Source organism: Paenirhizobium daejeonense, from assembly GCF_014280875.1.
GTDB lineage: Bacteria > Pseudomonadota > Alphaproteobacteria > Rhizobiales > Rhizobiaceae > Allorhizobium > Allorhizobium daejeonense.
In genome coordinates this window covers 413,036-437,304 of the sequence record NZ_JACLAL010000005.1, presented here as the reverse complement: position 1 = coordinate 437,304, position 24,269 = coordinate 413,036, and the positions used below count along the sequence as shown (strand labels likewise).

Sequence of the window (24,269 nt, the reverse complement as noted above, 5' to 3'; positions counted from 1 at the left end):
CGCCTTCATCATTTGTTATCTTGGGAACCGGAGAGAGGGTCTAGCTCTCTCCGGCCCCCAGTTACCGGCTAATGGAGAGTGTCAGTCTCCAGCGGCCGAACCGGACTTGGAAGCTGAGCTTGATGCTCATGGTTGGCTCCTTTGTCCTGCCGAAGCTTGATTGCTTCGGTAAGAATATGTCTATCACCACCATTTTGGTGGGTCAAGCGTAAACCACCATTTTGGTGGTAAAGAGCGACCTTACGGTCGCTTTTTCTTTTGGCCAAACTTCCTTCCGAATGCCCGCTTTCGTCCATGGACGAAACTAAGTTTCGTCAATTCGTCCAAGAAACGTCCAAACTCAAAAAAGACGAAAGTCACGACAAAAAACACAATGAAATCAATACACTAATATCTATATATATACTTTCATCCTTTAATCATTATCGTTATATAAGTAGTGTTTTTTCACCTGTTTTCTTCATTTGTGTAGAATATAGGGGCTGAATTGACGGAATATCCACCGTCGACATTTTTTCACCAGCAAAGCTGACGAAATCGCCACTCAACCTACTATGTTGGTATGGCGAAAATTCCCCCAATCAGAACACCAACCAGAACCACCACCAAAACCACGCAGACAACCCGCTACCACGGCCGGAAAGTCCGCATTACCACCACAACATCGTCGGCCGGCACGAAGGTCACTGTGACCGATGCGCCGGTTGAGGAGTGGATACTCCAGGCCGCGGCAGTTGCCGCACTGAAGTCCATGCCGGAATATGCTGGTGATGCTGAGCGAGTCGCGGAAAACGACAACGCAGGACGGCCAAGCTTCACGCTTGCGGCCGACATGAATGCGGCACGGCGATCACCGAAAGAAAACCTCGTAGCCACCGCCACAGGGATCGCCGCAGGCGATCCAGACTTGCGCGTGTATCTGCCCAACGGTGTTCTCAAGATGATCGAATACAAGAACGCCGAGGGAGTGCTGACAAAGAGCCAGCGCATCCGTCATCCGCTGCTCTCCCGTCTAGGCCATCCGGTCGTCACACTGAAGGTGGCGAGCAAGGAAGAGGCAGCGAAGCAGACTGTCGAATTAGTCGAAGGCTGGCTTGCCGCCTAATAACCACCACCACCAGAGGAGATAACATGGCCAGACATGGATCACTTGCCGAGCAGCTCGACGCGCTCCTGACCTTCGCCACGGCACCGGATCATGAGCCGGAGCCGATCCAGACCAACTGGACCATCACGCCGGCCAACGAAAACAATCCCGAGGATGTGGCCGAACTCAAGACTGAACGGCTCTGGAATATCTCGCCGTCTGTCGAGGAAATGATGCGTCAGGTTCATGCAGGACCGGTTCACCGAAACGACGTTGGTCAGATTGTTCGCATCGGTCGCCTGCGCTTCTCCGATGGCACGCAGACCGAACAGGCCATGAAGGTCACGATCGACGGGAAGGTCGTCACGTTCCAGGACCGCATGCCCACAGGTGCAATGCTTGGCACGGTCGACAAAGAGCGGGCACAGCGTGGCGGCAATGAGAACCCACAGGAACTGACCGACAGCAACGACTATTTCGCCGAGATGCTCAAGACCCGCAAAGGTCGGTACGTTACGGCGTCCCGGAAGCGCCAGCCACGCCAGCAGATCAGCCGCGAGGAAGCAAAGCGGATCCTGGCAGAAGCTTATGCCAAGGCCGGCGATGTCAGCAAGCTGATCACACGCTATCCGGATGGCCTGCCGTGCGGATCGCAGAAGGTGGCGGATAGCTTCATCGGTATGCGGAAGACCACATGCGCAGGTGGTGGATCGATGGCCTGGCAGGATATTGTCACAGCAAAAGCCGACCAGAAGGAGTGGTTTGACGCACTGGATGCACTCAAGGCCACTGACAGGGAAGTGCTTGAGGCGGCAAGGACTGCAACGAACTACGCCGATATCGGGATGTCGATCGGCCAGTCTTCCGAGTATGCGAGGCGCAAAGGCGGTAAGCGTGTATTGAAGGCAGCGAATGACAACCTGATGGCAATCATCGGTAAAATTTCAGCGTAGGTCCATAAAACGCGAAGTTGCCACCTGTATAGGTGAAGGGGTTGATTACCCCGCACCTTTCCGGGCGCACCGATGTTGCGACGGACGCCCGGCCAGCGATGAGCCGGGCGTAACTACAGCCTGCCAAGTCGAGCCGCTTTGCGGACCTTGGCGGCACTTATGAGAATCCTAGTCCTCTATCCACCAAAGGATACGCCTAACATCCTGAACCAACAGGAGGGCGCTGCGGACGCGCAGTAGCTGGATGCACCAATCCCCATTGCCATGCGCGTCCTCCTCTCGCAGCGTGGTAATCGTGCCGCTGGTTGAGCTTCAATGCTCCCAGCGGCTTTTGTTTTCGCCGGTATAGCTCAGTTGGTAGAGCGCCTCATTTGTAATGAGGATGTCATGGGTTCGAAGCCTGTTGCCGGCACCAGATAAAGGAATACCGACATGGCAAATGCCCCAACTGAGATTTCCGCTGGCTCTGTAGTACAGGCCAAGAGTGGCGGGCCACGCATGACCGTTTCCAGCGTCTCAGATGGCACTGCTCTTGTGCAGTGGTTCAACGGATCTACGCTGAATTCTGCCCGCATGCCTGTGCACTCTCTCATCCATGATGACGACATCGAATATTCATTCGGCGCATAGTATCGCTTCAGTTTTCTGCGGGGTAGAGCAGCATGGTAGCTCGCTTGGCTCATAACCAAGAGGTCGTAGGTTCAAATCCTACTCCCGCAACCAAGTCAAACCATCGGCGCAATTCTCGACCTCTTGCGCTGATCTGAGCGGGTGGGCTTCGGCTCACCCGCTTTCACATGAGGTCGACAAGGAGTCGAGACCTTGATGGGAAAAATCACACAAGATGATCTCATGGCCGTGCTGCACTACAATCCAGAGACTGGAATCTTCACCCGCCTAGCAAGAGCGGGAAAGCATGCTCCCGGATCCATTGCAGGTACTATCGATGACGATGGCTATGTCCGCATCACCATAGCGGGCAATAAGTACAGAGCCCAGCGTTTGGCGTTTCTCTATATGACTGGTTCGTTTCCTAGTGGTGAGGTTGATCACGAAGATAGAGTGCGAACCAATAATGCCTGGGCCAATCTGCGTGAGGCCACCACCCAGCAGAATGCAGCCAACAGAGGCACCACTGCCAAGTCTGGATACAAGGGTGTAGAACAGACCAAAACAGGCTACGTGGCCAGGATTAAGTACAACGGCGTTAGGCAGTATCTTGGCACATTCCCCACTGCTGATGGGGCGCACGCTGCATATGTTTCAGCAGCCAATGATCTTTATGGCGAGTTTGCAAGGGCGGCTTAGGCATGAAGTCTCGCGCCGATAGCGCCGCATGGCAGCATCTTTATAAATCCATCAGGTGGAAGCGGATACGCGAGAGCCAGCTTGCTCACGAGCCTCTTTGCCGTATGTGCCTTGAAGCTGAAGATGTGACGGTCGCAACCATCTGCGACCACGTCATTCCTCATAAGGGCAACATAGGCCTGTTCTATGGCGGGCCATTCCAGTCGCTCTGCAAGTACCATCACGACAGCACGAAGCACAAAGAAGAAGCGGGCAAGGTCGTGGTGCGGTACGGCGCGGATGGATGGCCTCTGTAGGGAGGGGGCGGGTCGATCTTCAACGATGCGCCCACCTAGGGAGCGACGCGGGTCGTTCGCGCACATCGCCACAATTCAAATGTTGGGGGTAAGTAGGGGATGATATGCCGGAGCCACACTCAACGGCTGGTGTTATTGTAATCTTATACAACCCGACCCAAAAGTCAAGCGAGAACCGAGATGGCAAGGCCAAGAACGCCCCGGGCGAAGGCCGCCGCGACGGGCGCTGACAAGAAGAACAAGGGCCGCTTTACCGAGCGCCACGAACCGGAAGTCGCAGAGGATCTTGGCGACCCGCCGGTGTGGATGCCAGAAAAGCAGCAAGAGGCGTGGCGCGTTATTTCCGCTGAAATCCCGTGGTTGAATAGCTCGCACCGTGCCCTGGTTGAAATCGCAAGTTATGTGCGCGGACGGCTAATGGCCGGCGAGGACGTCGGCGTTCAGGCGCTGAACCTGCTTAGGCAGTGCCTTGGCCAGATGGGAGCGACACCTGCAGACGCGTCGAAGGCGGGAGCTAAGCCAAGTGGCGAAGAAAAAGACCCGGCCGACGAGTTCTTCGACTAGCGTACCAAAGCACTTTAATCCAGCATATCCAACCGGTCCGGTTGACGAGTATGCAGAGAAGGTCATGCGTGGCGAGATCGTTGCCGGTCCGCATGTCCGTAATGCCTGCCGACGTCATCGCGATGACCGGATTAACGGCCCGGCGCGCGGAATCCATTGGGATCCTGATGCCGCTGATCGCGTGCTTCGCTTTTTCCCTGCGGTCCTGCGGCTTAACGGTGGCCAGTTTGAAGGTAGGCCATTCCATCCGCACCTTTCGCAGCAGTTCAAGATTGGCTCCATCTTCGGTTGGAAGCGGGTCGAATCCGACGGCGCTATCCTGCGTCGGTTCCGACGGGCCTACATCGAAGAAGGCAAAGGCAACGGCAAGTCTCCGCTGGCCGCCGGCATCGGGCACTACTGCCTGACCTCTGACGGAGAGGCAGCTGCCGAGATCTACGCCGCTGCGGCGAATAAGGATCAGGCGTTCGTTCTGTTCCGCGATGCGGTTGCCATGTACGAGCAGTCGCCGGCACTAAAGTCAAAGCTGACGCCGTCTGGTGGCAATCCGGTTTGGAACCTTTCGTACCTCAAGAAGCGATCCTTCTTCCGGCCAATCTCGCGAGAGGGCGCCCATAGCGGGCCAAGGCCATACATCGCGCTCTGCGATGAGATCCACGAGCATCCAGATGGCAAGGTCATCGAGATGCTCGAGCGCGGGTTCAAGTTTCGTCGACAGCCGCTCTTGTTCATGATTACGAACAGCGGTTCTGACAGGAACAGTATCTGCTGGGATGAACATCAGCATGCGGTGAAAGTTGCCGCCGGCACGCAGACGCCAGACGACGATTTCACTTATGTTGGTGAGATTGTCGACGACACGACGTTCTCTTACGTCTGTGCACTCGACAAGGACGACGATCCCTTCACGGATCCGACATGCTGGCAGAAGGCAAACCCGCTCTTCGGCGTGACGCTGAAGCACGACTACCTCGCCGGTGTCGTAAATCAGGCCAAGGATATCCCGTCCAAGCGAAACGGCATTCTCAGACTGCATTTCTGCGTCTGGACGGAAGCTGACACCGCATGGATCCCACGACCGATCCTTGAGAAGGTATTGGTCGACTTCGACCCGTACGTCGAACACGCCGGCAAGCAAATCACTGCGGCTGGTCTCGACCTGTCTGGCGCAAAGGATTTGACGGCAGCAGCATTCACCGTCGAGACTGGCACAAAGCGCATTACGCGTGAGGACGGAACTGAGGCGGATCTTCCGACCTATGATCTTTGGATCGAGGCCTGGACACCTCGCGACACGATGGACGAGCGATCCAAGCAGGATCACGTTCCATATCGGTTGTGGAACGAGACTTTCTATCCCGGAACAGAGTGGCCTTACATCCATGCGCCGGAAGGCCAGCGTGTTCGTTATGACCACGTCGCAGCCCTCTTCGCACGGCTGAACACTGAGCACGGAATCGGCGTTCTGGCGTTTGACCGATATGCGTTCGACAAGTTCGAAACCGAGCTTGACGACTACGGTGTCGACATCAAGACGGTGGCTCACCCGCAGGGTGGCAAGAAAAGAGCCAAGCCGGACGATGAGAAGGTTGAGGCAGCAAAGGCTGCCGGTCTTCCTGCTCCTCTAGGCCTGTGGATGCCAGGCAGTGTTTCGGCCCTTGAGGAACTAATTCTTGAGGAACGCATCCGGATACGGCGGTCTCCGGTAATATTGGGCGCCTTGATGGGTGTTGCTATCGAGACCGATCCGCTAATGGGCAATCAGTGGTTTTCCAAGAAGAAAAGCACAGTACGCATCGACCCGGCCGTGGCCAGCGCTATGGCTATCGGCGCGGCAGTTGATGGTTTCGTCGAGATCAAGCCGGTCGCTAGCCCGTGGGACGATCCGGAATTTACACTCACAAAGGCGGCATAATGGCTTGGAACTTTGGCTTAGGTCGCACAAAGGCGGAAAAACCAGCTGAAACACGCGCATCTTCAGGCGGGTCGATCGAAAACCCGACGGTTCCGGTCAGTGCCGAGAACTTCTACGCGTTTTTTGGCCTCAATTCGGCAAACTTGCCTGCTGTTACCGTAGACAACGCGCTCACGGTTCCGGCCGTCTGGGCGGCCGTATCGTTCCTGTCTCGCACGCTGGCCGCCCTTCCTCGTCATGCCTATCGGGATGGCAAGGGTGGAGCAAAACGCGTCACCGGTCGTCTTGAGACGGTTGTTAATGTCGCGCCGAACGACACGCTTGGATCTTTTGCGTTTTGGCAGTGGTTTTGGCAGCAGGTGTTCACCGGCGGACGTGGTCTAGCTTACATTGAGCGAACGCCGCAAGGCATCGACGCGCTTTGGCCGATGGATCCAACCAAGACCACGCTTAAACGCGTCGGCATGAAGGTCACTTACGAGTACGAGAGCAAGGTCTACGACGCGGCCGACGTTATTGACGTGCCGTTTATGCGGCGCAGCTGTGGCCTTCGGCATTACGGGCCTATCAATCAGGCATCGAAGGCTATCCAGCTTGCGATTGCCATGAATGACTATGGCAGCAATTTCTTTGCCGGTGGTGGTGTTCCACCACTCTCGCTCGAAGGGCCGTTGCCGGCTGGTGCTGATGCGATAAAGCGCGCTCAAGCTGATATCATGCGATCGGTCGAAGGCGCGAAAAACGCCAGCGAGCCAGTCTTTGCAATTCCGGCCGGTTACAAACTTCAGCCCGTCGGCATTGATCCCGCAAAGGGTCAGATGGTCGAAGCGCGCCGCTTCCAGATCGAAGAAATAGCGCGAGCTTATCAGCTTCCACCTGTGTTCCTACAGGATCTTTCGCGAGCGACTTTCAGTAATGCCGAGCAGCAGGATCTTCATCTCGTAAAGCATCTTATCGGCCAATGGGCCAGGGCGCTCGAAGATGAAATAAACCTCAAGTTCTTCGGCCGGTCGAACAGCGGACGGTATGTCGAACACAATCTAGACGGCCTACTTCGCGGTGACTTCAAGAGCCGGATGGATGGGTATGGTGTCGCGATCCAGAACGGCATTCGCACCCCGGATGAGGTGCGCGCGCTCGAGAACCTCCCGGCCAAGGGCGGTGAGGCTGAGAAGCTTCACATTCAGGGTGCCACGGTCCCACTAGGATCGCAACCGCAGCCCGTGGCCGATCAGGCAGCGCAGGACAAGAAGCCTGCCAACGACAATCAAGCAGACGAGGCGGTAGCCGCATGATTAAAGATATCGAGAAGCGTGGCGGATCGCTTGGTGTGGAGGTCCGCGCCGACAGTGAGAAGCGCACCTTGACTGGCTATGCTGTCGTCTGGAACAGCGATACGACAATCGGCGATTACTTCATCGAGCGTATCGCGCCTGGTGCTTTTGCCAAGTCGGTCCGGGCTGACGTTCTTGCTCTGGTCAATCACGACTGGGGTAGGGTGGTCGGTCGTACCAAGAGCGGTACGCTACGCCTAGTTGAGGACGATCGTGGCCTCAAGGTAGAGATCGACGTACCGAACACTACAGACGGCAACGACCTATGGGAACTCGTCGAGCGTGGCGACATCAGCGGCATGTCGTTCGGATTTCGTGCCACCAAGCAGGAATGGGACGACACGGGCGAGATTCCGAAGCGCACCATTATTGAGGCCGAACTATTCGAGGTCACTGCCACGCCTATACCTGCGTACGACGATACAACGCTCGGGAAACGCTCACTTGAAGAGGCACGGGCTGAGGTTGAGGCCATGAAGGCCGAAGAAAAGCGCAAGGCCGATAATGCCACGGCTGCTGCCAGGCGTATTGCTGAGCGGCGCGCTGCCAGCGAACAGAAGTTTCGGGGCATCCGGCAGGACGCCTCCTAAGCAGCCGCAACGGCTGTCGTCACCCGGCTTGGCCGGAGGGCCGGACAAACGTCCTGCCATTTGTTACCAAAACATATCCAACTGGAGACCAGCATGGCCCTTAGGGAACTGCAGGAAAAGCGCGGCCGTCTTGTGACGCAGGCCCGCGAAGCCCTGAACGAGATTACCGCGAATACCGATGAATCACGCTCCGCTGAGCTTGAGGCGCGTCACGATGCGATCATGGCCGAATTCGACAAGATCGAAAAGGACATCGAGCGCGAAGAACGGATGGCAGAAATCGAAGCGCGATTTGCTTCGCGTACCGAGGAAGAACGCGCGCGCCGGCGCCCGGGTTCGGAATCCGAAGGCCGCGCCGCAGGCAGTGAGTCCGGTGGCGATGGACTGACCTATCGCTCCGTCTTCTTCAAGTTCATCGCGTCTGGCGCAGACCTGGCAGCACTGGAGCCCGAAGAACGAGCCGTTCTCAAGGCTGGCGTTCAGGCCGCCGACGAATACCGTGCCCAGTCCTCCGCAACCGGCGCGGCTGGCGGTTATACGGTTCCTACAGAACTCGCCAACGAGATCATCAAGTCCATGAAGGCTTGGGGTCCGATGTATGACGAGGCTGTCACCACTCAGATCAACACGACCTCCGGCGCAGTTATCCAGCTTCCGACGATCGATGATACTTCCGGCACTGGCTTCGCTCATACTCAGGGCGCAGACCTTGTTGACGATGGCTCCGTTGATGCCGTCTTCGGTCAGAAGCAGCTTGAAGCCTATGTCTTCGACACGAAGTTCATCAAGTTCTCATTCGAACTCGCTCAGGACAGCATCTTCAACATGGAGGCGCTGCTTGGCTCGCTACTCGGTGAGCGACTTGGTCGTATTGCCAATGCGCAGCTGACGACCGGAACCGGCACCTCGGCGCCGAACGGTGTCGCCACGGCCTCCTCGCTCGGCAAGACCGCTGCGTCGGCGACCGCGGTCGCTTCTGATGAACTGATCGATCTCGTTCACTCCGTGGATCCGGCTTACCGGACTGCGCCGAAGGTCGGGTTCCAGTTCAACGACACCACGCTTGCTGCAATCCGCAAGCTGAAGGACGGTCAGGGAAACTACCTCTGGCAGATGGGCGACGTCACGAAGGGCCAGCCCGGCACGCTGCTCAGCTACCGCTACACGATCAACCAGGCGGTTGCCTCGATCGCGACTGGCAACAAGTCGGTGCTGTTTGGTGACTTCGGCAAGTACTTCGTCCGCAAGGTCGGCTCTCCGGTGATCGGTGTCATGCGCGAGCGCTTCTGGCCGAACCTTGGTATAGCTGGTTACATCCGCTTTGACGGTGAACTGGCTGACGCCGCGGCTATCAAGCACCTGAAGCAGGCCTAATCATTCTGCGGGTCGGCTTCGGCTGGCCCGCCTCTCGTTTGGAGGCGACATGCTTTTGAAAATGACTGCCGGACTTTCTGGTCCGGAACTCAACTTGGCGCCTGGCGATGAACACGAGTTCGACGACGCTGAGGCGGAACGACTTATCGAAGCCGGATTCGCCTTTAAGGCCGAAGAGAATGCTCCAGTGACTACACCGGCTCGCAAGAATGGTAAACCAAATGTGGTATCCGCCGAAGGTGACACAGGCTCCGAGTGAGCCTATTTCAGTCGCCGATGCGAAGCGTCATTGCGTGGTCTTGCACGACGATGATGACGGGCTCTTCGCTGCCCTCATTGTAGCGGCACGGGACTATGTCGAACGATATTGCAATACGCCCATGGCAACTCAGACGATCGAAGTGAAATGCGATACGTTCTGTGATTTCAGGCGATTGCCGGTCGCGCCCGTACAATCGATCGTATCGATCGAGTATGTTTCCACTGATGGGACGGACGCTACGGTTGACGTCGTAGACTTTGAGCCACGCCTAGATGGCCTCGAAGCTTCAATCTTGCCGGCTTACGGCAAGCAGTGGCCGATTGCGCGTCACGGCTCCCGTATCAAGCTGACCGCAACTGTTGGCTATGAATCTCTTCCCCCGGCAATCCGGCACGCGATGCTGTTGTGGATAGCCGAGGCCTACGAGAGCCGCGAGAACACCGCATTGCCAGCTTGGACGGCGCTCGATGCGCTGCTTTGCAACTATAGACGCGGCGCATAGGCTGCGAAAGGACCACCCATGGCAGATATTACAATCACTGCGGCCAATGTGGTCGCGGGATCCGGCGCGAACACCAAGACCGGAACGGCAGGCGTAGACATTGACGCCGGTGACGTCGTTTATCTGGATACCGCAACCACAGGAAAGTGGCTTCTCGGCGATAGCGATGCCGCAGCAGCAGAAGCGCGTGGCCAGACAGCAAACATAGGTATCGCGCTAAACTCCGCTGCATTGAATCAGCCTATCGTTGTGCTAACGGGCGGGCCGGTCACGGTCGGCGCAGTGCTCACGGCTGGCACCGCCTACTACCTCAGCGACACCCCGGGAAAGCTGTGCCCCGTCACAGACATTACCGGTGGTGACTACTTTACTCTGGTTGGTCTTGCCACATCGACGTCCGTTCTTAATGTCGACATCCAGTATAGCGGCGTTGCGAGCGCTTAATGCCCGCTGGATCGCTGAAAGAGCGCGTCTCCTTCGCAGTTCGTAACGAGCAGGATGACGGCTACGGTAACACCGTGGCTGGTTGGGTCGAGCAGTTTCAGGATGCCGCTGAGTACACCCACTTACGCGGCGGGGAATCGGTCATTGCGGCTCGCCTTGAAAACCGCCACCCGCAAATAATCCGTGTGCGATCCTCTTCGAGAACAAGGCGTGTGACCGCAGATTGGCGGATCACAGATGCTCGCGCCGGCGCGGAGTTTGCCGTCAAGGACGTGACGGCGTCAACAGACGGCAAGTGGATTGATTTCCTCTGCGAACGCGGCGTCGTGCCGTAGGGCGGTGACGATTGGTTCAGGGCGTTGCGGAACTCAACAAAAAAGTCGCAGCAATTCCGAAGCGCATTGAGAACGCAGCAAAGAAGGCCATGGAGACTGGCGCTCAGGAGCTGGTCGACATGATGCGGCGCCTCGTGCCGGTGGATAGCGGCGATCTCCGCGACAGTATTGGATGGACATGGGGTAATGCTCCAGCCGGTGCCAAGGTTATTGCGCAGTCAGATCCAGACAGCCGCGGGCTCAGGATCACCGTCTATGCTGGCAACGAGAAAGCCTACTACGCGGCTTGGCTTGAATTCGGAACCGCACCGCATAACGTAGCCAAGGGCGGCGGCAACAAGAGTTTCAAGGGCGATGCTCACGGGCACCCAGGCAGTAGGGCTCAACCGTTTTTCTTCCCTTCGTATCGAGCGCTACGCAAGCGAGTACAATCTCGGATCAAACGCGAGACACGCAAGGCAATCAAGTTTCAGGGGCCGCCAGCGGCCAGCGAGGCTGACTAATGGCTAATGGTCCGCAGGCTGAGCTGCAAAAGCTGCTCTATGACACATTGCGCACAAATTCAGACATCTCGGCGCTTATCGGCGGCGTTTACGACAGAGTACCGGCCGATCCGTTCAAGGGGAAAACAGCATACCTCAGTTTCGGCTCATCTGATGTGCTGGAAAACGGTGCCGACTGCATCTCGTCGGGGCTGCACTCGTTTCAGGTCGATGTCTGGAGTGTCGCAGTCGGCCAGGTCGAGGCGAAGCGAATTGTGGACCTTGTCTGCCGCGCGCTGCATTTGCAGGAACTTGAGCTCGGCGAAAATGCACTCGTTGAATTGCGAGTTGATTTCAGGCGTGTCTTTCCCGACTCGGATCCTCTCATCACTCATGGAGTGGTCAACGTTACGGCCGACATTGAGGAAGCCGAGTAATGGCGTGGGCCGTGTTTCACCAAGAGGTGAATTGGAGCAGGCCGAAGTGCAGGTTCGGCTTTCGCGCTCTTCCCAAGCCAGAGCCGCAGCAGTTTCCTCATGACTTCATAGACTACGCGGTCTCGACAGGCCGGGCCGTCCGTGCGCCGTCACCAGGGCGCCGAAAGAAAAAGCAGGGCGCGTAGCCCACACCAAACACCACCACACCACCACGTAGAGCTCGCACGCGCGGGCTCTTTTCGTTTGGAGACCAGTATGGCACGCGCGGATACCGCAAGCTTTCATCAGATGGTCCTTGAGGTTGAGGTAACTACCGGTTCGGGTGTCTACTCCCGCATCTGTGGCCTTACATCCCGAGGCATCAACCGCCAGCACAACATGTCAACGTCTGAGGTTCCGGATTGCGACGACGAGTCCAGGCCTGCCGCTGTAGAGCGCGCGGTTCAGTCGTCTGAGGCAACGATTTCCGCCTCTGGCGTATGGGCGTCCCAGAGCCACGAAATCCTGCTTGATTGGTGGGAATCGGGAGCGACCAAGAGCATTCGCATTCATCACGTGAAGGCCGCCGTCGGCGATACCGAGTACGAAACGGGCAATGCCTACCTCGTCTCGATCAATAATCAGGCCGAACGCGGTACGAAGGTGACTGCTGAACTCTCGATCGAATTCGACGGCATTCCGACCCGCACTCCGAAGGTTGCTTAATGCGTGGCGCCGAGCAGATCGTATGGGCGGGAGGGGAGCACCCTTTCCGCCTCGGCATCGGTGAGTTGCGCGCTATAGAGCAGCGCAGTGATGCTGGCGTTGCCGTTGTTCTGATGCGTCTGCTGTCGTCCCAATTCAAGATCGATGACGTCATCGGGGTCATTCGCCTGGGGCTGATCGGCGGCGGAATGGCGGAGCGTGACGCTCAGAAAACGTTAGAGGCTGCACTGGAAGTTTCCAGCCCATACGCCCTCGCGGTTCCAGCGGCAGATATTCTCCGGCGCTTCATCATGTGGGAGACGCCAGACCAGCCGGGGGAGCTGGCGGCGGGGAAGGCCAGCGAGGGCTAACTCCGCTCCCGAACGGCATGACGCGCTGGTCTACCTATTATGCAGCCGGTTGCGCCATGGGCTTCTCGCCACGCGATGTCGACGACATGACGTTGTGGGAATTTGCCTGCTGCGCCGACGGCTTCAGGCAGGCGCATCAGACTGAAGAAACTCCGCCGCCGATGGATGACGGATCACTGGCAGAGCTTGGTATCGAGGGTTTCTAAATGGCTGCAACGACTGAAGACCTTGCGCGACTGCTTGTTTCCATCGAGTTCACGCAGAAGCAGAGCGAGAAACAACTGGCCGCCATTGCTAAGCGTGCCGGCCAGACTGCAGAAAGCATTGAAGGCCGATTTCAGAAGGCGAATGACAACGTTGGCAAGAGCTTCGATGCGGCCAGCAAGAAGTCTGTAGCTTCAGTGGGTGCCCAGCGCGCAGCCATTTCCAACCTGTCATTTCAGCTGAACGATATCGCGACATCGCTTTCCGGCGGCGCCTCGCCATTCACGGTCATGATGCAGCAGGGTAGTCAGGTTGCGCAGGCACTCAGCTCCACCGGCGGCGGACTTAGCGGAGTTGTCAAAACCTTGGGCGGCGCCTTCGCATCGCTGGCTAATCCCGTTTCTATTGCTTCCTTCGCGATCATCGGCCTCACCGGCTATGCCGTACAGTATTTCTCCGAGCTGCTTTCGGGCGGAGAGAAGTCTGAGAAGGTTCTGAAGGAAGAGGCCGAACTTATCGACCGGGTGGCCCAAAAGTGGGGAGAAGCCCTTCCGACGCTCAAGAAATACAACGATGAGCGTAACCGTCTGAAAGACCAGGCCGACCTGACGAACGCGGCAGAGGCCGTTGCACAGGGGCAGTACGAGCCGATCCGCAAGGTTATTGGCGATGTACGTGCTGAGATTGGCGCGCTCGTTGTCGACCTTCGACAGGCCGGCACTGAAGACGAAGATATTCTCAAGTTGCAGGACAGCTTCAACGGCCTCTACGAGAAGGTGGAGGCAGGAAAGGCCAGCACAAGCCAGTTGCGCGAGGTGCAGGCCAATCTTGCGGCCATTTTTAAGGCAACCGGCATTCCTGCAGCCGAGGCCATGGCCGCATCCATCGGCAAGGTGGCGGACGAACTCGACAGGGCTATCGAGGCGGCGGACGGCGCGCGCTTTGAAGCAGCCATTCAGGACTTCTTCAAAAGGAGTCCGATTGGCACGCTAACGCCGCTGGTTGCCGGCGGAGGGCAGTTCCTTAATCCGGATCAGCAGCAGACGTTCAATGCGAATTCTGCGGTGTACCAGCAGGCCGGAGCTTCCGCTGCCGCCCAGATGATCCGCGGCTTCGAGAGTTTCATCTCGACGGCGAAATGGGACGTGAATGCGTTTCGAACGGGCTTTGGCAGTGACACGACGACGAGGGCTAACGGCACTATCGAAAAGGTGACGAAGGACACGGTTGTTACACTCGACGATGCAGAACGCGATCTGGCGCGACGTATTGTCGAGTTCCAGTCCGGCATTCAGCGCGCCATCGGTGTCGATACGTGGAGGAGCCTGTCTGACGCACAGCAGGCAGCGCTGACGTCAATCGCCTATAATTACGGGTCTTTGCCAGAGGAGATTGTGAAGGCGATCCAGAGTGGCGGCGGGCCTGAAATCGTTGCACAAGCTATTGCAGGCCTGACATCGAACCCCAAGCGCCGAAAGCAAGAGGCTGAAGCGTATCTGTCCGGCACTGGTTACTCAATGGCTGATGCTGGCCTCTCGTCGAAGAAGTCGCCATCGCAGATCTTTGCCGGAGATGTCGCAGACGTACAGAAGAGGATTGACGTCCTCAACGCCCAGTATGAGGCCCAGTCGCGCCTCAATCCTGTGGTCAACGATTACGGCTATGCGATCGAAAAGGCCAAAATCCAGCAGCAGTTGCTGGCCGAGGCACAAAAGGCCGGACTGACTGTCACGCCAGAACTTGCCGCATCCATCGAGACGCTTGCAGAGAACTACGCGAAGGCATCGTCCGCAGGAGAAATGCTGAAGGCGTCTCAGGACAGGGTTCGGCAGTCGGTAGAAGAGTTCAAGGGGATGAGCAAGGATCTCGTATCGGGCTTCATCTCCGATTTGCGCAATGGCGCTTCGGCAGCAGACGCTTTGACGAACGCACTGAATAAGGTCCTCGATAAACTAATCGACATCAGCCTGAATTCCATCTTCGGCATTGGTGGAGCTGGTGGCGGCGGAATTCTCGGCGGCCTGTTTTCCATCTTTGGCTTGGCCAAGGGTGGAATCGTAGCAAACAACCGTCCGCAGCCACTCAAGACCTTCGCTCGTGGTGGAGTATCGAACTCTGCCGCTATTTTCGGTGAGGCAGGTCCGGAAGCTGCCGTTCCTCTGCCTGATGGGCGTAGCATTCCAGTGAAGTTCCACGAGCCTAGCGTTCCGAAGCGCTCATCAGGACAGAGTTCTACATTTTCTCCGACCTACAACATCGACGCCCGTGGGGCCGATCAGGCGGCGGTGGCGCGACTTGAGCGCGGACTGGCGGAACGTGACCGCACGGAAAGCAAGCGGGTATCTGGTTACAACCAGCGCCAGCATGTCAGGAAAACGCGGCCATAGCCGCATATGGTGAGATATGGCACGACTACTTTCCTGGCCCAGCGGGCTCCGCTGGAACCGGTGGAAATGGCTGTCTGGTCCGGAGGCCGTTGGCGCCAGTGCCAGCACGTCAATCGGAGATTATACACAGACCGTGGCGTCGCCTTTCGGGGCGCGTCACGTCCAGTTGTCGTTTCCACCGATGCGGGGGCAGCTGGCTCGACGCGCTCGCGGTCTCGTGACGGCATTGCACAATGGCGCGAATGCCGTTCGCGTTTCATTCTGTGACTGGGACGGACTCTCGATTGCTGATGCCGGCGTCACGGCCTCGGAGGAACAGCGACGTGACGGCGTGCCGTGGTCGAACAGCATGCCTTGGGGTGAGGGACGGAACTGGCGGCTCAGCAAGCCATCCGTTCCGGTTGCTGCTGCCGCGGAACGGGGCGCAACCATAATCGAACTTGCTCCGGAGTTCTGGGGCCACGCTCTCGGGATGGGTGACTGGGTAGGGTTCGCGCCGTTCCACTTCGGTCATTATGAGGTCACTGAAGTACTGGCGGAAGGCAAGTACCGGATTTGGCCACCTCTTCGGAAGTCTATTACTACTGACGATCTAGCCACACTCTATCCCGTCATGGCGATGCGACTGCTTTCGAACAACCTGCCGGATGCGGATCGCGGCCCGGCATTTGTCGAGGGACTGAGTATCTCGCTGTTCGAGGTCTTTGATTACGATGCGAGGGACTATTTCGATGGTTGAGAGATCGTTAGAAGACATTGCCGCCATGCGACGGCGCGAGCTCGCGGACGTGCACATGCGCGAAATGAATGCAGCACTATTCCCATTTCAGGATCGTGCGGACGACGATATCGGCGCCGAAGAAAAGGCCGCAATACAGGGTGCCGTTCAGGAGCTGGTGCAGTTGCATCGAGCAGAGATCCGCGTCTGGCAGGCTGCAAACAGCTAACGGGATATCATGGCAAACCAGTTTTCGGACGACGACCGCGCATTTCTGCGCCGGCCGCATATCTCGCGTGTCTGGTTCGCCGAACTGGACCTTCCATCCGGCATTAGTCGTCTGCATAGCGGGGCGGGGAGGGTGACTGTCGCCGGGTATGAGTGGCGCGGGATTACGGACCCTGGCGGCAGCCAGCTTGTTTCGGTCGGGGCGGTGGAGGAGCCGCGCTTCGGCGTGGCCGCCAAGGTTGATATCGTGATCTCCGGCGTCAATATCGACCTGCTGCGCTACATCAAGGATATCGCTCGCGAAATCGAGGGCAGGGCGGCCAATATCTATTGGTGCGCATTCGATCAGGAAACCGCCGAGCCATGGTCTGGCGGTCTGAAGAAACTCTGGCCCGGCAAGTTGTCATCCCCGGTCATTCGATGGGCCGGCACTGGCGTCCGAACCATCGCGTTCTCGATCGAGGGGCCGTGGCAAAGCCAGAATTACTCGTTTGGCGGCAAGTGGAACCCTGCCGATCAGAGGCGTCGCTATCCCGGCGATAAGGGGCTCGATTTCGTGGGCGTGAAGGTTCAGGAGCTGATCAAGGCATGAGTGCTGATTTAGCAGCGCGCGCCTTGGCCTATGCCGAGGCAGCGCGCGACGAACCCATGGTCTGGGGCGAGAGCGATTGCACGGCATGGGCACGGCGATGGGTTGAAGATGTCATTGGCCGTAAGATGCATCTGCCGACATGGTCATCTCGTGAAGAGGCGATTGCTTATATAGCCAAGGCCGGCAGTCTCGATGCTCTTTGGTCTGACGCACTTGACACCTACGGTTTAGCGGAACGTTACGACGATCCACAGCCAGGCGATATCGGCATCATCGACACGCATATTGCCGGTCAGGTCGGTGGAATCTTTCTGAATCATGGCCTGTTCGCATGGCGAGCCGAGCCAAGTGGCGCGCGCCTCTTGCGGCCTCGTCCGCGCACTATCATCAGGGTTTGGGCTGTCTCGTGAAATTTTTCAGGATGCTGATGCTGTCGTCTGCGGCCTATGCCGCAGCGACGATGCCGGCGCATGCCGAACCGATCAGTTTCGCCATTTTCTCGGCGCTTTACACCATCGGTATTCCGGGCGCGATCGCAAATGCTATTTCTCTGGTGGCAATTCCCGCTCTCGCCATCGGCGGATCACTGGCTCTCGGACGGGCGCGCGCTCCGTCGATCAAGGCCTCGGATGCGAAATCAACTTTCGAGTCCTCCGAGGCGCAGGTGATGGATGGGATCGGACGCGTTCGCGTCGGTGGATTGCAGGCGTTCGGCAATTCAGATGGATCGACGCGCGCACGACTGGTATGCCGGTTGAACGGCCCGATCGATGCGGTCGAGGAATATTACATCGGCGGCCGAGAGGTGACGGTCGACCCAAACGGCGATGTCAGTTCGCCGCCTTGGTCGAAAAACGGCGGGTCATGGTGCAACTGGAAGGACAAGCCGGGAACGGGTGGCGAAACGGCGTGGTCCAGCCTGCTTTCTTTGTTTCCCGATCTGTGGACCAGCGCGCATCGCGTGCGCGGCATCGCCCAGTCATTGACGATCTGGTACAATCCAGGCCTTTCAGAGGATAAATATTTCACGCTCTATCAGGGCGGCATCCCGTCGACGGAACAGGTCATTCGTGCGTCGCGTCTCTATGATCCGCGGACCGGCCTGACGGCATGGAGCGACAACGGTATCCTGGCCTGCGCCCATGTGCTGCGTCGCGATCCGGCATTTGCGTTCGGCATGTTCGATTGGTCCCTGATCGCCAGCGAGGCGAATAAGGCCGATGTCCTCGTCGCCACGAAAACTGGAACCGAGAAACGGGCCCGCGCCTGGGGTATCTGGGGATGGGAGACGGCGCGCTCTGATGTCATGCAGCAATTGCTGGATTCGATAGGGGCGGAGCTGCGTATCACGAACGCAGGGAAAATATGGTTTCAGCTGATTGACGACACGCATGTGCCGGAGGTCGAGTTTACGCCGGACGACGGAGTCGAACTGACCTGGCGCAGCGGACCAGAGGCGGTTGAGCGCCCGAACATCTGCCGTGTCACCTATTATTCGCCGGAGCGCAATTACGAGTCTGCGGAAATCAATCTCGACGGCATTGCCTGGGCGAGCGTCGAGGACGAGGTCAGCCGCTACGGCCCTAAATATCTCGATATCGACCTGCCGTTCTGCCCGTCCGCCTCACAGGCGCAACGCATTGCGCGGCGTCGATTTGCCCAGGCTCGAGGAGACACCGGCATCATAAACACCAATATGGTGGGGCTATCGGCATGGGGGCTGCTCTATGGCGAAATTACGCTGCCTGATCTCGGCGACATTCTCCCTGTCAGAATGGAGGCGCCGCGAGTCGATGACGAGCAGGGAACGGTCGAGATACCATTTACGGTCTGGCCATTGCTGCCGGTATGGAATCCATCACTGGATGAGGCATCCGCTCCCGAGCCAATCCCGGATCTCGGGTATGAAACCGACATGATTTCCCCAAATGCTCCGGCATCCGCGATACAGGTCACGTTTCCGGGTGGCGCCGGCACGGAACTGCGCATCGGGTTCACGCTGCCTGCGCAGGAATACGACACGGCGGAGGCGACATTCCGGTCATATACTGGAGATCTCCCCAATAGCTGGCAGGGCATGTTCGAGGGGCCGTCCGCGGACGCTGCAACGTTCGCCTATCTGCCCGGCAGCTATGGCGGACTGACAATCGATGCGCGCGTTCGCGTGTTCAATGGCGACGACGGCAGCTACTACTCGCCAATCCTGCATACAGTCGTCGGCGTCGACAATACCGCATGCGCCGCACCAACACTGGTATCCGGCGGAACGTCGACACTCGGATCATCAGCCCAGCTCAACGTAACCGTCAGCGCCGGCGAACTCAGGGCTGCCTATGTAACACTGGAGTCGCGCGGCCCGACAACCGGTGGCATCGGGTGGACCCCCTGGTCGCTGGTATCGCAGCAAAATGCCCGCCCAGGTCAGCATCTTACGTTCACCGATAGCCGCAGCGTCGGGACCGGAGGTGGCGACGTGGAATGGCGTCTGCAAACCCTGACCAGCAACGGAACCGGCGGGCCCTACAGGACGCTCAGCCAGAACGTCGCGCCGTCCAGCTAAACACAACATTGAAAAAACCGGAGCTACCATGACGCTGTTCACACGGACCGCGCAGGACATATTTGCGCCTACTACATCCGACGGAACGCCCCGCGGGGCGAATATGGCGGAGACGCAGGTATGGGGAACAGAAGTCGAGCGCGTCGTTACCGCATTCGTGAGTAATGGCGGCCTGATCTACGAAACCAAGGCCGCCATGGATGCCGACGCCGCCTACAGCGAGCCTCGCATGGCGTGGGTTATCGGCGATCCGACAGTTGCCAATAATGGCATATACCGTCTGAATCCGTCCGTTGATCTCTGGGTCCGGGCCGGTGACCTGCCGTATTCGTTTGTACAAATGAGCGATGCAGGCGCCGGCACGGCAAACGCCATCCAGCTCACCTCTGCCATTCCTACCTCGCAATCCGTTCTGCGGATCGCCAACGTGTTCGAGACGAACGCGGGAAACGTGACTATTTCCGAAAATGGCAGTGCAGCGAAGCCGCTATTGACTGCATCCGGAAATCAGATTGCCCCTGCCGGCATCATGGCCGGCATGATGATCGCATATATCGATGCCGGAAGTTCATTCCGGATGATCTCCGACCAGGCCAGCGCATCAATTCAGGCTGCCGCGGAGGCCGCGCAGGCGGCGGCAGAGGCAGCAGCAGAGGCGGCATCCGACTACGCGGACTTCGCACGCAATAACTGGGTCGTTGCGGCCCGGTTTATAGGGACAGGGGAGCAGGAAGACTATCCTCTGTCGATCGATCCCGGCTCCGAAAACAATATGTTTGTCAGTGTCGGGGGTGTCGATCAGGCTCCTGGAGGAGACACGCCGCCATGGCTGCTGGTCTACGACGGCGGGGATGCATTTATCCGGATCGCTGTTCCGAACGGCGTTTCCGGTATTGTCAGGACCAGTAATGCCGTCGATGTGGGCACTCCATCCGATGGGTCCGTCACCGAGCCCAAGATAGCCAATAACGCTGTCACAACCAGCAAGCTTTTAGATGGGGCCGTCACCTACGCCAAGCTACAGGACATCAGCGCCGCGCTGCGTCTGCTGGGGCGCGACAATTCCGGAGCCGGAGATGCTCAGGAGCTGACAGCGGCGCAGCTGCGCGATCTGTTTCTGCCGGCAGGCTCCGTGGTCGATAGCGTCGTCGGCTCGTACACAGCAAATGCCGACATTACCGGGGCATCGGCTGTCATTCCTGTCGACGACAGCGTGCCTCAGATAACCGAGGGCGTGGAGCTCATTTCCGTGACCATCACGCCGAAGTCGACAACCAACAAGCTGCGGATTCGCTACAGCGGGTTTATGTCCGTCAGTCAGATTTCCGGTGTCGGCATTGCTATTTTCAAGGGGACCGCCGCCGCTATCCATGCCAGCGCCTGGGCGTGTCCCGCCGCCAATTACTACCAGCACGTCTGTGGCGAGGTCGAATATGTGCCGGGCGTGACGACGGCCCAGACCATCTCTCTGCGCGTAGGCCCCGCCAACTCGGCACACATAGTGCGCATGAACGGCAATCCGACAAATCGGCTTTTCGGCGGCGTTGCTGCCACGCGTCTCGTCGTCGAAGAAATAAAGGGCTGATCCCATGATGCTCACCAAAATCGCCACCCCGATGCTGGATCTCGATTTCGCGAGTGAAATCGACGTCATGCAATATGCCCTCGGGAGGACAATCAACGACGGCGCCTCGCATCCTCTATCGAGCATATTTTCCACGCTCGCGGATGCGCAGGTCATCTATCCGTTCGCGACCTCCCTCACCGACGAGCTGGCGTGGGCCGCCATTCAGTCCGCCGTGAATGTCGCCGCCCAAAACACATTTGGGGGGGCTGTCAGCTTTGGAGGGACCGTCGTTCTTCCGCGCGGCACGCTTTATCTGGGGCAAAATACCATCCGCGTGGCGAGCCATTATGTTTCAATCAAGGGGCAGGGATATCTGTCGACGCGCGTCACTCGATCCGCCACGATCGGCTATGCATTCCATTATGGGTTCGATACGCCGAGTAACATTTTCTATACCGGCCTGAGCAGCATGATGATCACCTCCACGGTCGCCATGACTGCGGGCGGTCTGGTTCTGTTCGATGTTGCCAATTTCTCGATGATCCGCGATGTCAGGCTGGTCAACGGGTTCATCAACCTGCACTGCAAATCGGTGCACGATTTCCATATCGACAACGTTAACGGCGTACAGGGCTCGCCGTACGCGGTTGGTGGCGCATTCGTCAACCTGTACCTCGATACGCAGACAGTCGCAGGATCGTATAACCCGAACAATCACGGGTGGGTTACCAACTGCAATTTCCGGTCATTCACGACTGATGACGGATATTCGCAGTATGCGATGTACATTTCGAGCGCTGATGGTGTCTGGTTCGATCATTGTCATTTCGGAAACGGCGAGACAGCAAACGCCTCTATCATCCCGAAGACGGGAAGTTCGCAGCTCAGTGGACTGACGTTTTCCAACTGCTGGTTTGACCAGGGTGGCAATGGCCGCATGGTCAATGTTGGTGGCGCGACATCTGCCACATTCGGGTATTTCCAGTTCGCGGACTGCTATCTCACAGGGGGTACAACCTGCACGGAAGGATATCGATTCGATCCAACGGCCGGCACGGTAGTTCGTCATGTGGAAATCACAGGCGGCAAAGTCATGAACCTGAAGAGCAACGGTCTCGTCGCCAATCGTACCCAGGGGCTAACGTTAACTGGCACCCAGTTCCGGAATGTTGGCTATGATGGCGGCGGGGCAGCCGGCATCATCATGGGCGGAACCTGCTCGCAATGGACAATAACAGGCGTCAACAGCGGTTATCGTGGCGATCTTTCGACACCGTCCGGCGCCAGCTACGGGATTGTCATTGCATCCGGTGCTGACTACTACGTCATCACCGGATGCAATTTCCGGGGCAATACGACCGGAACTATTTCTGACGGCGGTGGCACCAATAAGGTCGTGGCAAATAACCTGATTTAAAGAACGCCACCCGTAATCGATCTGACAGAGCGTGCGAGCAGCGCGGCGCCCGCACGCGTCAGGAAAGGTTGTATCCTGATTGGGTTTCTATCGACACCAGATTGGCAGCGTGCTAGTTCGAGCGCCTGTTTGGATGATCGGCATGCTATTCACCTCGAAAGAATTCCTATTTGCGTTTCTACCCTTAACGCTCCTAGTTACATGGCTGGCTATCCGACTGGGAGGAAGAGGATTAGGCATTGCGTCTCTCACTGCCGCATCCATTTTTTTCTACGGCTGGTGGGAGTTGCGTTCCGTCGGCATTATCGCTGTGTCAATTGTCGTAAATTATCTAGTCGCATCGAAAATCTCCACTGCCAGTAATGAGCAGTCGAGTAAACGTTGGCTCTTTCTCGGGGTTGTCGCGAATCTAGCCGCGCTGTCATATTTTAAGTATGTGAATTTTCTAATTGATAATGTGGCGAATATTATCGGATGGAATGTGGAGCATCTACAGATAGTTCTGCCGCTGGCAATCTCGTTCTACACTTTTCAGCAAATTGCATTTTTAGTCGACACTGCCAGGAAGGAAATGGGGCAGGCACCCATAAGGGATTACATTATCTCTGTTCTTTTCTTTCCGCATTTGATTGCGGGTCCCTTGCTGCACTACCGAAATATCATTTCTCAATTCGAAAATAGGTTTAGGATCACTTCTGATACAATTGCCACCGGAATACCAGTGTTTGCAGTTGGACTGGCCAAGAAGGTGGCCGTTGCTGATCCAATAGCTGGTTACGTATCACCTTTGTTCACCAAGGCGGAGGTGGGGCACCTAGAGTTTTTCGAGGCGTGGGCCGCTGCATTGGGTTACACGGCTCAACTATACTTTGATTTTTCTGGGTACTCCGACATGGCTATTGGCATTGGACTCATGTTTGGAATAGCGCTACCTCTCAACTTCTTCTCGCCGTACAAGGCGACATCGATTATCGAATTTTGGCGCCGCTGGCATATAACCCTTTCCAGTTTTCTCCGGGACTATTTGTACATTCCCTTGGGCGGAAGTCGAAACGGGCCTATACGCCGGCAAGTGAACCTGCTGATCGTTATGCTGTTAGGTGGATTGTGGCATGGAGCTTCTTGGACGTACGTGGTCTGGGGAGGTCTTCATGGGGGATTTCTGGTCATAAACCATGCATGGCGCCAATGGAAGCCAATGTTGGTTAAGCGGTTTGATGTTCTTCTAACGCCGATTTACGGCGCAATTACGTTTTTTCTTGTGGTTGTTGCATGGGTATTCTTTCGATCAAACTCTTTTGCGACAGCCATTAACGTATTAAGCGGGATGTTCGCACCGGATATATTTGCTCTGCCGGGCGAATTATCATACATAATCGGAAGAGATTGGCCCATTAAATGGAACCAAGGGATGAAGTATATCGACTTTATGGGTTTCTGGTCCTACCTGTGTCTGGCCTATCTAATTATCTGGATGGCACCGAATTCTGCGCAGTTGTTTCGAATGGATGGAAAGGTGTTTCCAGAATTTCGCCCCGCTACGAGTGGTAGATATTCACGAACAACACTAGCTGCATGTGTCGCCTTTTTGGCTTGGATCTCGGCGTTCGGTATTTTCGGATCGGCGCCGTCCGAGTTCCTCTATTTCCAGTTTTAGA

Annotated in this window: 28 protein-coding genes and 2 tRNA genes; all 30 read left to right on the top strand. The window is 57.3% G+C overall.

The genetic code is table 11. From position 1 onward, the window contains the following. Positions 1–562 precede the first annotated feature (562 nt). A complete protein-coding gene (locus tag H4I99_RS14750; protein ID WP_163898911.1) occupies positions 563–1,105 on the top strand; it encodes a VRR-NUC domain-containing protein in 543 nt (180 codons plus the stop codon). A gap of 26 nt (positions 1,106–1,131) precedes the next feature. Beyond that, positions 1,132–2,040: a hypothetical protein gene (locus tag H4I99_RS14745; RefSeq protein WP_163898908.1), complete on the top strand. Its 909-nt coding sequence runs from the start codon at positions 1,132–1,134 to the stop codon at positions 2,038–2,040. A 339-nt stretch (positions 2,041–2,379) separates the two neighbouring features. Beyond that, positions 2,380–2,455: transfer RNA gene (locus tag H4I99_RS14740), tRNA-Thr, on the top strand. A 17-nt stretch (positions 2,456–2,472) separates the two neighbouring features. Beyond that, entirely contained in the window at positions 2,473–2,670 is a 198-nt protein-coding gene (locus tag H4I99_RS24820) for a YodC family protein (protein ID WP_163898905.1), read from the top strand. A 16-nt stretch (positions 2,671–2,686) separates the two neighbouring features. Next, positions 2,687–2,763, top strand: a tRNA-Met gene (locus tag H4I99_RS14730). 102 nt (positions 2,764–2,865) lie between these two features. After that, positions 2,866–3,348, top strand: coding sequence for an HNH endonuclease (locus H4I99_RS14725; protein ID WP_163898902.1), 483 nt, complete (start codon positions 2,866–2,868; stop codon positions 3,346–3,348). A gap of 2 nt (positions 3,349–3,350) precedes the next feature. Further along, positions 3,351–3,644 carry an HNH endonuclease gene (locus H4I99_RS14720; protein WP_163898899.1) on the top strand — a complete coding sequence of 98 codons (294 nt, stop codon included), beginning with the start codon at positions 3,351–3,353 and terminating at the stop codon, positions 3,642–3,644. 180 nt (positions 3,645–3,824) lie between these two features. Continuing rightward, on the top strand, positions 3,825–4,208 hold the full coding sequence (locus H4I99_RS14715; RefSeq protein WP_163898896.1) for a hypothetical protein: 384 nt from the start codon (positions 3,825–3,827) through the stop codon (positions 4,206–4,208). Next, positions 4,168–6,123, top strand: coding sequence for a terminase large subunit (locus H4I99_RS14710; RefSeq protein WP_163905699.1), 1,956 nt, complete (start codon positions 4,168–4,170; stop codon positions 6,121–6,123). Before H4I99_RS14715 ends, H4I99_RS14710 begins: the two co-directional genes overlap by 41 nt. Beyond that, a complete protein-coding gene (locus H4I99_RS14705; protein ID WP_163905698.1) occupies positions 6,123–7,418 on the top strand; it encodes a phage portal protein in 1,296 nt (431 codons plus the stop codon). The genes H4I99_RS14710 and H4I99_RS14705 overlap by 1 nt, the downstream gene beginning before the upstream one ends. After that, positions 7,415–8,047, top strand: coding sequence for an HK97 family phage prohead protease (locus H4I99_RS14700; RefSeq protein WP_163905697.1), 633 nt, complete (start codon positions 7,415–7,417; stop codon positions 8,045–8,047). The genes H4I99_RS14705 and H4I99_RS14700 overlap by 4 nt, the downstream gene beginning before the upstream one ends. A 93-nt stretch (positions 8,048–8,140) precedes the next feature. Next, positions 8,141–9,421: a phage major capsid protein gene (locus H4I99_RS14695; RefSeq protein ID WP_163905696.1), complete on the top strand. Its 1,281-nt coding sequence runs from the start codon at positions 8,141–8,143 to the stop codon at positions 9,419–9,421. Between the two features lie 49 nt (positions 9,422–9,470). After that, positions 9,471–9,680 carry a hypothetical protein gene (locus H4I99_RS14690; protein ID WP_163905695.1) on the top strand — a complete coding sequence of 70 codons (210 nt, stop codon included), beginning with the start codon at positions 9,471–9,473 and terminating at the stop codon, positions 9,678–9,680. Continuing rightward, positions 9,631–10,185: a head-tail connector protein gene (locus H4I99_RS14685; RefSeq protein ID WP_206110879.1), complete on the top strand. Its 555-nt coding sequence runs from the start codon at positions 9,631–9,633 to the stop codon at positions 10,183–10,185. Before H4I99_RS14690 ends, H4I99_RS14685 begins: the two co-directional genes overlap by 50 nt. 18 nt (positions 10,186–10,203) lie before the next feature. Then, positions 10,204–10,629, top strand: a complete 426-nt coding sequence (locus tag H4I99_RS14680; RefSeq protein ID WP_163905694.1) for a hypothetical protein — start codon at positions 10,204–10,206, stop codon at positions 10,627–10,629. Next, a complete protein-coding gene (locus H4I99_RS14675) occupies positions 10,629–10,964 on the top strand; it encodes a phage head closure protein (protein ID WP_163905693.1) in 336 nt (111 codons plus the stop codon). Before H4I99_RS14680 ends, H4I99_RS14675 begins: the two co-directional genes overlap by 1 nt. 11 nt (positions 10,965–10,975) lie before the next feature. Further along, positions 10,976–11,467, top strand: coding sequence for an HK97-gp10 family putative phage morphogenesis protein (locus H4I99_RS14670; RefSeq protein ID WP_163905691.1), 492 nt, complete (start codon positions 10,976–10,978; stop codon positions 11,465–11,467). Next, a complete protein-coding gene (locus H4I99_RS14665) occupies positions 11,467–11,883 on the top strand; it encodes a DUF3168 domain-containing protein (protein ID WP_163905689.1) in 417 nt (138 codons plus the stop codon). Before H4I99_RS14670 ends, H4I99_RS14665 begins: the two co-directional genes overlap by 1 nt. 255 nt (positions 11,884–12,138) lie before the next feature. After that, positions 12,139–12,588 (top strand): phage tail tube protein, encoded by a 450-nt coding sequence (locus H4I99_RS14660; protein ID WP_163905687.1) that lies wholly within the window; start codon positions 12,139–12,141, stop codon positions 12,586–12,588. After that, positions 12,588–12,938 (top strand): gene transfer agent family protein, encoded by a 351-nt coding sequence (locus H4I99_RS14655; protein WP_163905685.1) that lies wholly within the window; start codon positions 12,588–12,590, stop codon positions 12,936–12,938. The genes H4I99_RS14660 and H4I99_RS14655 overlap by 1 nt, the downstream gene beginning before the upstream one ends. Positions 12,939–12,955: 17 nt before the next feature. Next, entirely contained in the window at positions 12,956–13,144 is a 189-nt protein-coding gene (locus H4I99_RS14650) for a hypothetical protein (RefSeq protein WP_163898893.1), read from the top strand. Continuing rightward, positions 13,145–15,529: a phage tail length tape measure family protein gene (locus H4I99_RS14645; protein WP_163905684.1), complete on the top strand. Its 2,385-nt coding sequence runs from the start codon at positions 13,145–13,147 to the stop codon at positions 15,527–15,529. It abuts the gene before it with no gap. A gap of 133 nt (positions 15,530–15,662) precedes the next feature. Beyond that, positions 15,663–16,268, top strand: a complete 606-nt coding sequence (locus H4I99_RS14640; protein WP_246225599.1) for a hypothetical protein — start codon at positions 15,663–15,665, stop codon at positions 16,266–16,268. A gap of 55 nt (positions 16,269–16,323) precedes the next feature. Next, complete coding sequence (locus H4I99_RS14635; RefSeq protein WP_163905680.1) at positions 16,324–16,476, top strand: hypothetical protein; 153 nt, start codon at positions 16,324–16,326, stop codon at positions 16,474–16,476. 9 nt (positions 16,477–16,485) lie between these two features. Next, complete coding sequence (locus tag H4I99_RS14630; RefSeq protein WP_163905679.1) at positions 16,486–17,067, top strand: transcriptional regulator; 582 nt, start codon at positions 16,486–16,488, stop codon at positions 17,065–17,067. Beyond that, positions 17,064–17,477: a DUF6950 family protein gene (locus H4I99_RS14625; RefSeq protein ID WP_163905677.1), complete on the top strand. Its 414-nt coding sequence runs from the start codon at positions 17,064–17,066 to the stop codon at positions 17,475–17,477. Before H4I99_RS14630 ends, H4I99_RS14625 begins: the two co-directional genes overlap by 4 nt. Positions 17,478–17,494: 17 nt before the next feature. After that, the gene (locus H4I99_RS14620) at positions 17,495–19,627 is read left to right on the top strand and encodes a phage tail protein (protein WP_163905675.1); all 2,133 of its coding nucleotides are present in this window, start codon (positions 17,495–17,497) and stop codon (positions 19,625–19,627) included. A gap of 28 nt (positions 19,628–19,655) precedes the next feature. Then, positions 19,656–21,212 (top strand): hypothetical protein, encoded by a 1,557-nt coding sequence (locus H4I99_RS14615; protein WP_163905673.1) that lies wholly within the window; start codon positions 19,656–19,658, stop codon positions 21,210–21,212. A 4-nt stretch (positions 21,213–21,216) separates the two neighbouring features. Next, positions 21,217–22,611 carry a hypothetical protein gene (locus tag H4I99_RS14610; RefSeq protein WP_163905671.1) on the top strand — a complete coding sequence of 465 codons (1,395 nt, stop codon included), beginning with the start codon at positions 21,217–21,219 and terminating at the stop codon, positions 22,609–22,611. A 142-nt stretch (positions 22,612–22,753) separates the two neighbouring features. Next, entirely contained in the window at positions 22,754–24,268 is a 1,515-nt protein-coding gene (locus H4I99_RS14605; RefSeq protein WP_163905669.1) for an MBOAT family O-acyltransferase, read from the top strand. Position 24,269 lies beyond the last annotated feature (1 nt).

Coding starts and splice junctions, on each gene's coding strand:
- H4I99_RS14630 (WP_163905679.1), top strand. CDS start 16,486: ATGGCAAACCAGTTTTCGGACGACGACCGCGCATTTCTGCGCCGGCCG.
- H4I99_RS14720 (WP_163898899.1), top strand. CDS start 3,351: ATGAAGTCTCGCGCCGATAGCGCCGCATGGCAGCATCTTTATAAATCC.
- H4I99_RS14650 (WP_163898893.1), top strand. CDS start 12,956: ATGACGCGCTGGTCTACCTATTATGCAGCCGGTTGCGCCATGGGCTTC.
- H4I99_RS24820 (WP_163898905.1), top strand. CDS start 2,473: ATGGCAAATGCCCCAACTGAGATTTCCGCTGGCTCTGTAGTACAGGCC.
- H4I99_RS14705 (WP_163905698.1), top strand. CDS start 6,123: ATGGCTTGGAACTTTGGCTTAGGTCGCACAAAGGCGGAAAAACCAGCT.
- H4I99_RS14695 (WP_163905696.1), top strand. CDS start 8,141: ATGGCCCTTAGGGAACTGCAGGAAAAGCGCGGCCGTCTTGTGACGCAG.
- H4I99_RS14725 (WP_163898902.1), top strand. CDS start 2,866: ATGGGAAAAATCACACAAGATGATCTCATGGCCGTGCTGCACTACAAT.
- H4I99_RS14655 (WP_163905685.1), top strand. CDS start 12,588: ATGCGTGGCGCCGAGCAGATCGTATGGGCGGGAGGGGAGCACCCTTTC.
- H4I99_RS14680 (WP_163905694.1), top strand. CDS start 10,204: ATGGCAGATATTACAATCACTGCGGCCAATGTGGTCGCGGGATCCGGC.
- H4I99_RS14610 (WP_163905671.1), top strand. CDS start 21,217: ATGATGCTCACCAAAATCGCCACCCCGATGCTGGATCTCGATTTCGCG.
- H4I99_RS14675 (WP_163905693.1), top strand. CDS start 10,629: ATGCCCGCTGGATCGCTGAAAGAGCGCGTCTCCTTCGCAGTTCGTAAC.
- H4I99_RS14685 (WP_206110879.1), top strand. CDS start 9,631: ATGGTAAACCAAATGTGGTATCCGCCGAAGGTGACACAGGCTCCGAGT.
- H4I99_RS14660 (WP_163905687.1), top strand. CDS start 12,139: ATGGCACGCGCGGATACCGCAAGCTTTCATCAGATGGTCCTTGAGGTT.
- H4I99_RS14635 (WP_163905680.1), top strand. CDS start 16,324: ATGCGCGAAATGAATGCAGCACTATTCCCATTTCAGGATCGTGCGGAC.
- H4I99_RS14715 (WP_163898896.1), top strand. CDS start 3,825: ATGGCAAGGCCAAGAACGCCCCGGGCGAAGGCCGCCGCGACGGGCGCT.
- H4I99_RS14605 (WP_163905669.1), top strand. CDS start 22,754: ATGCTATTCACCTCGAAAGAATTCCTATTTGCGTTTCTACCCTTAACG.
- H4I99_RS14665 (WP_163905689.1), top strand. CDS start 11,467: ATGGCTAATGGTCCGCAGGCTGAGCTGCAAAAGCTGCTCTATGACACA.
- H4I99_RS14745 (WP_163898908.1), top strand. CDS start 1,132: ATGGCCAGACATGGATCACTTGCCGAGCAGCTCGACGCGCTCCTGACC.
- H4I99_RS14645 (WP_163905684.1), top strand. CDS start 13,145: ATGGCTGCAACGACTGAAGACCTTGCGCGACTGCTTGTTTCCATCGAG.
- H4I99_RS14615 (WP_163905673.1), top strand. CDS start 19,656: ATGACGCTGTTCACACGGACCGCGCAGGACATATTTGCGCCTACTACA.
- H4I99_RS14690 (WP_163905695.1), top strand. CDS start 9,471: ATGCTTTTGAAAATGACTGCCGGACTTTCTGGTCCGGAACTCAACTTG.
- H4I99_RS14625 (WP_163905677.1), top strand. CDS start 17,064: ATGAGTGCTGATTTAGCAGCGCGCGCCTTGGCCTATGCCGAGGCAGCG.
- H4I99_RS14750 (WP_163898911.1), top strand. CDS start 563: ATGGCGAAAATTCCCCCAATCAGAACACCAACCAGAACCACCACCAAA.
- H4I99_RS14620 (WP_163905675.1), top strand. CDS start 17,495: ATGCTGTCGTCTGCGGCCTATGCCGCAGCGACGATGCCGGCGCATGCC.
- H4I99_RS14700 (WP_163905697.1), top strand. CDS start 7,415: ATGATTAAAGATATCGAGAAGCGTGGCGGATCGCTTGGTGTGGAGGTC.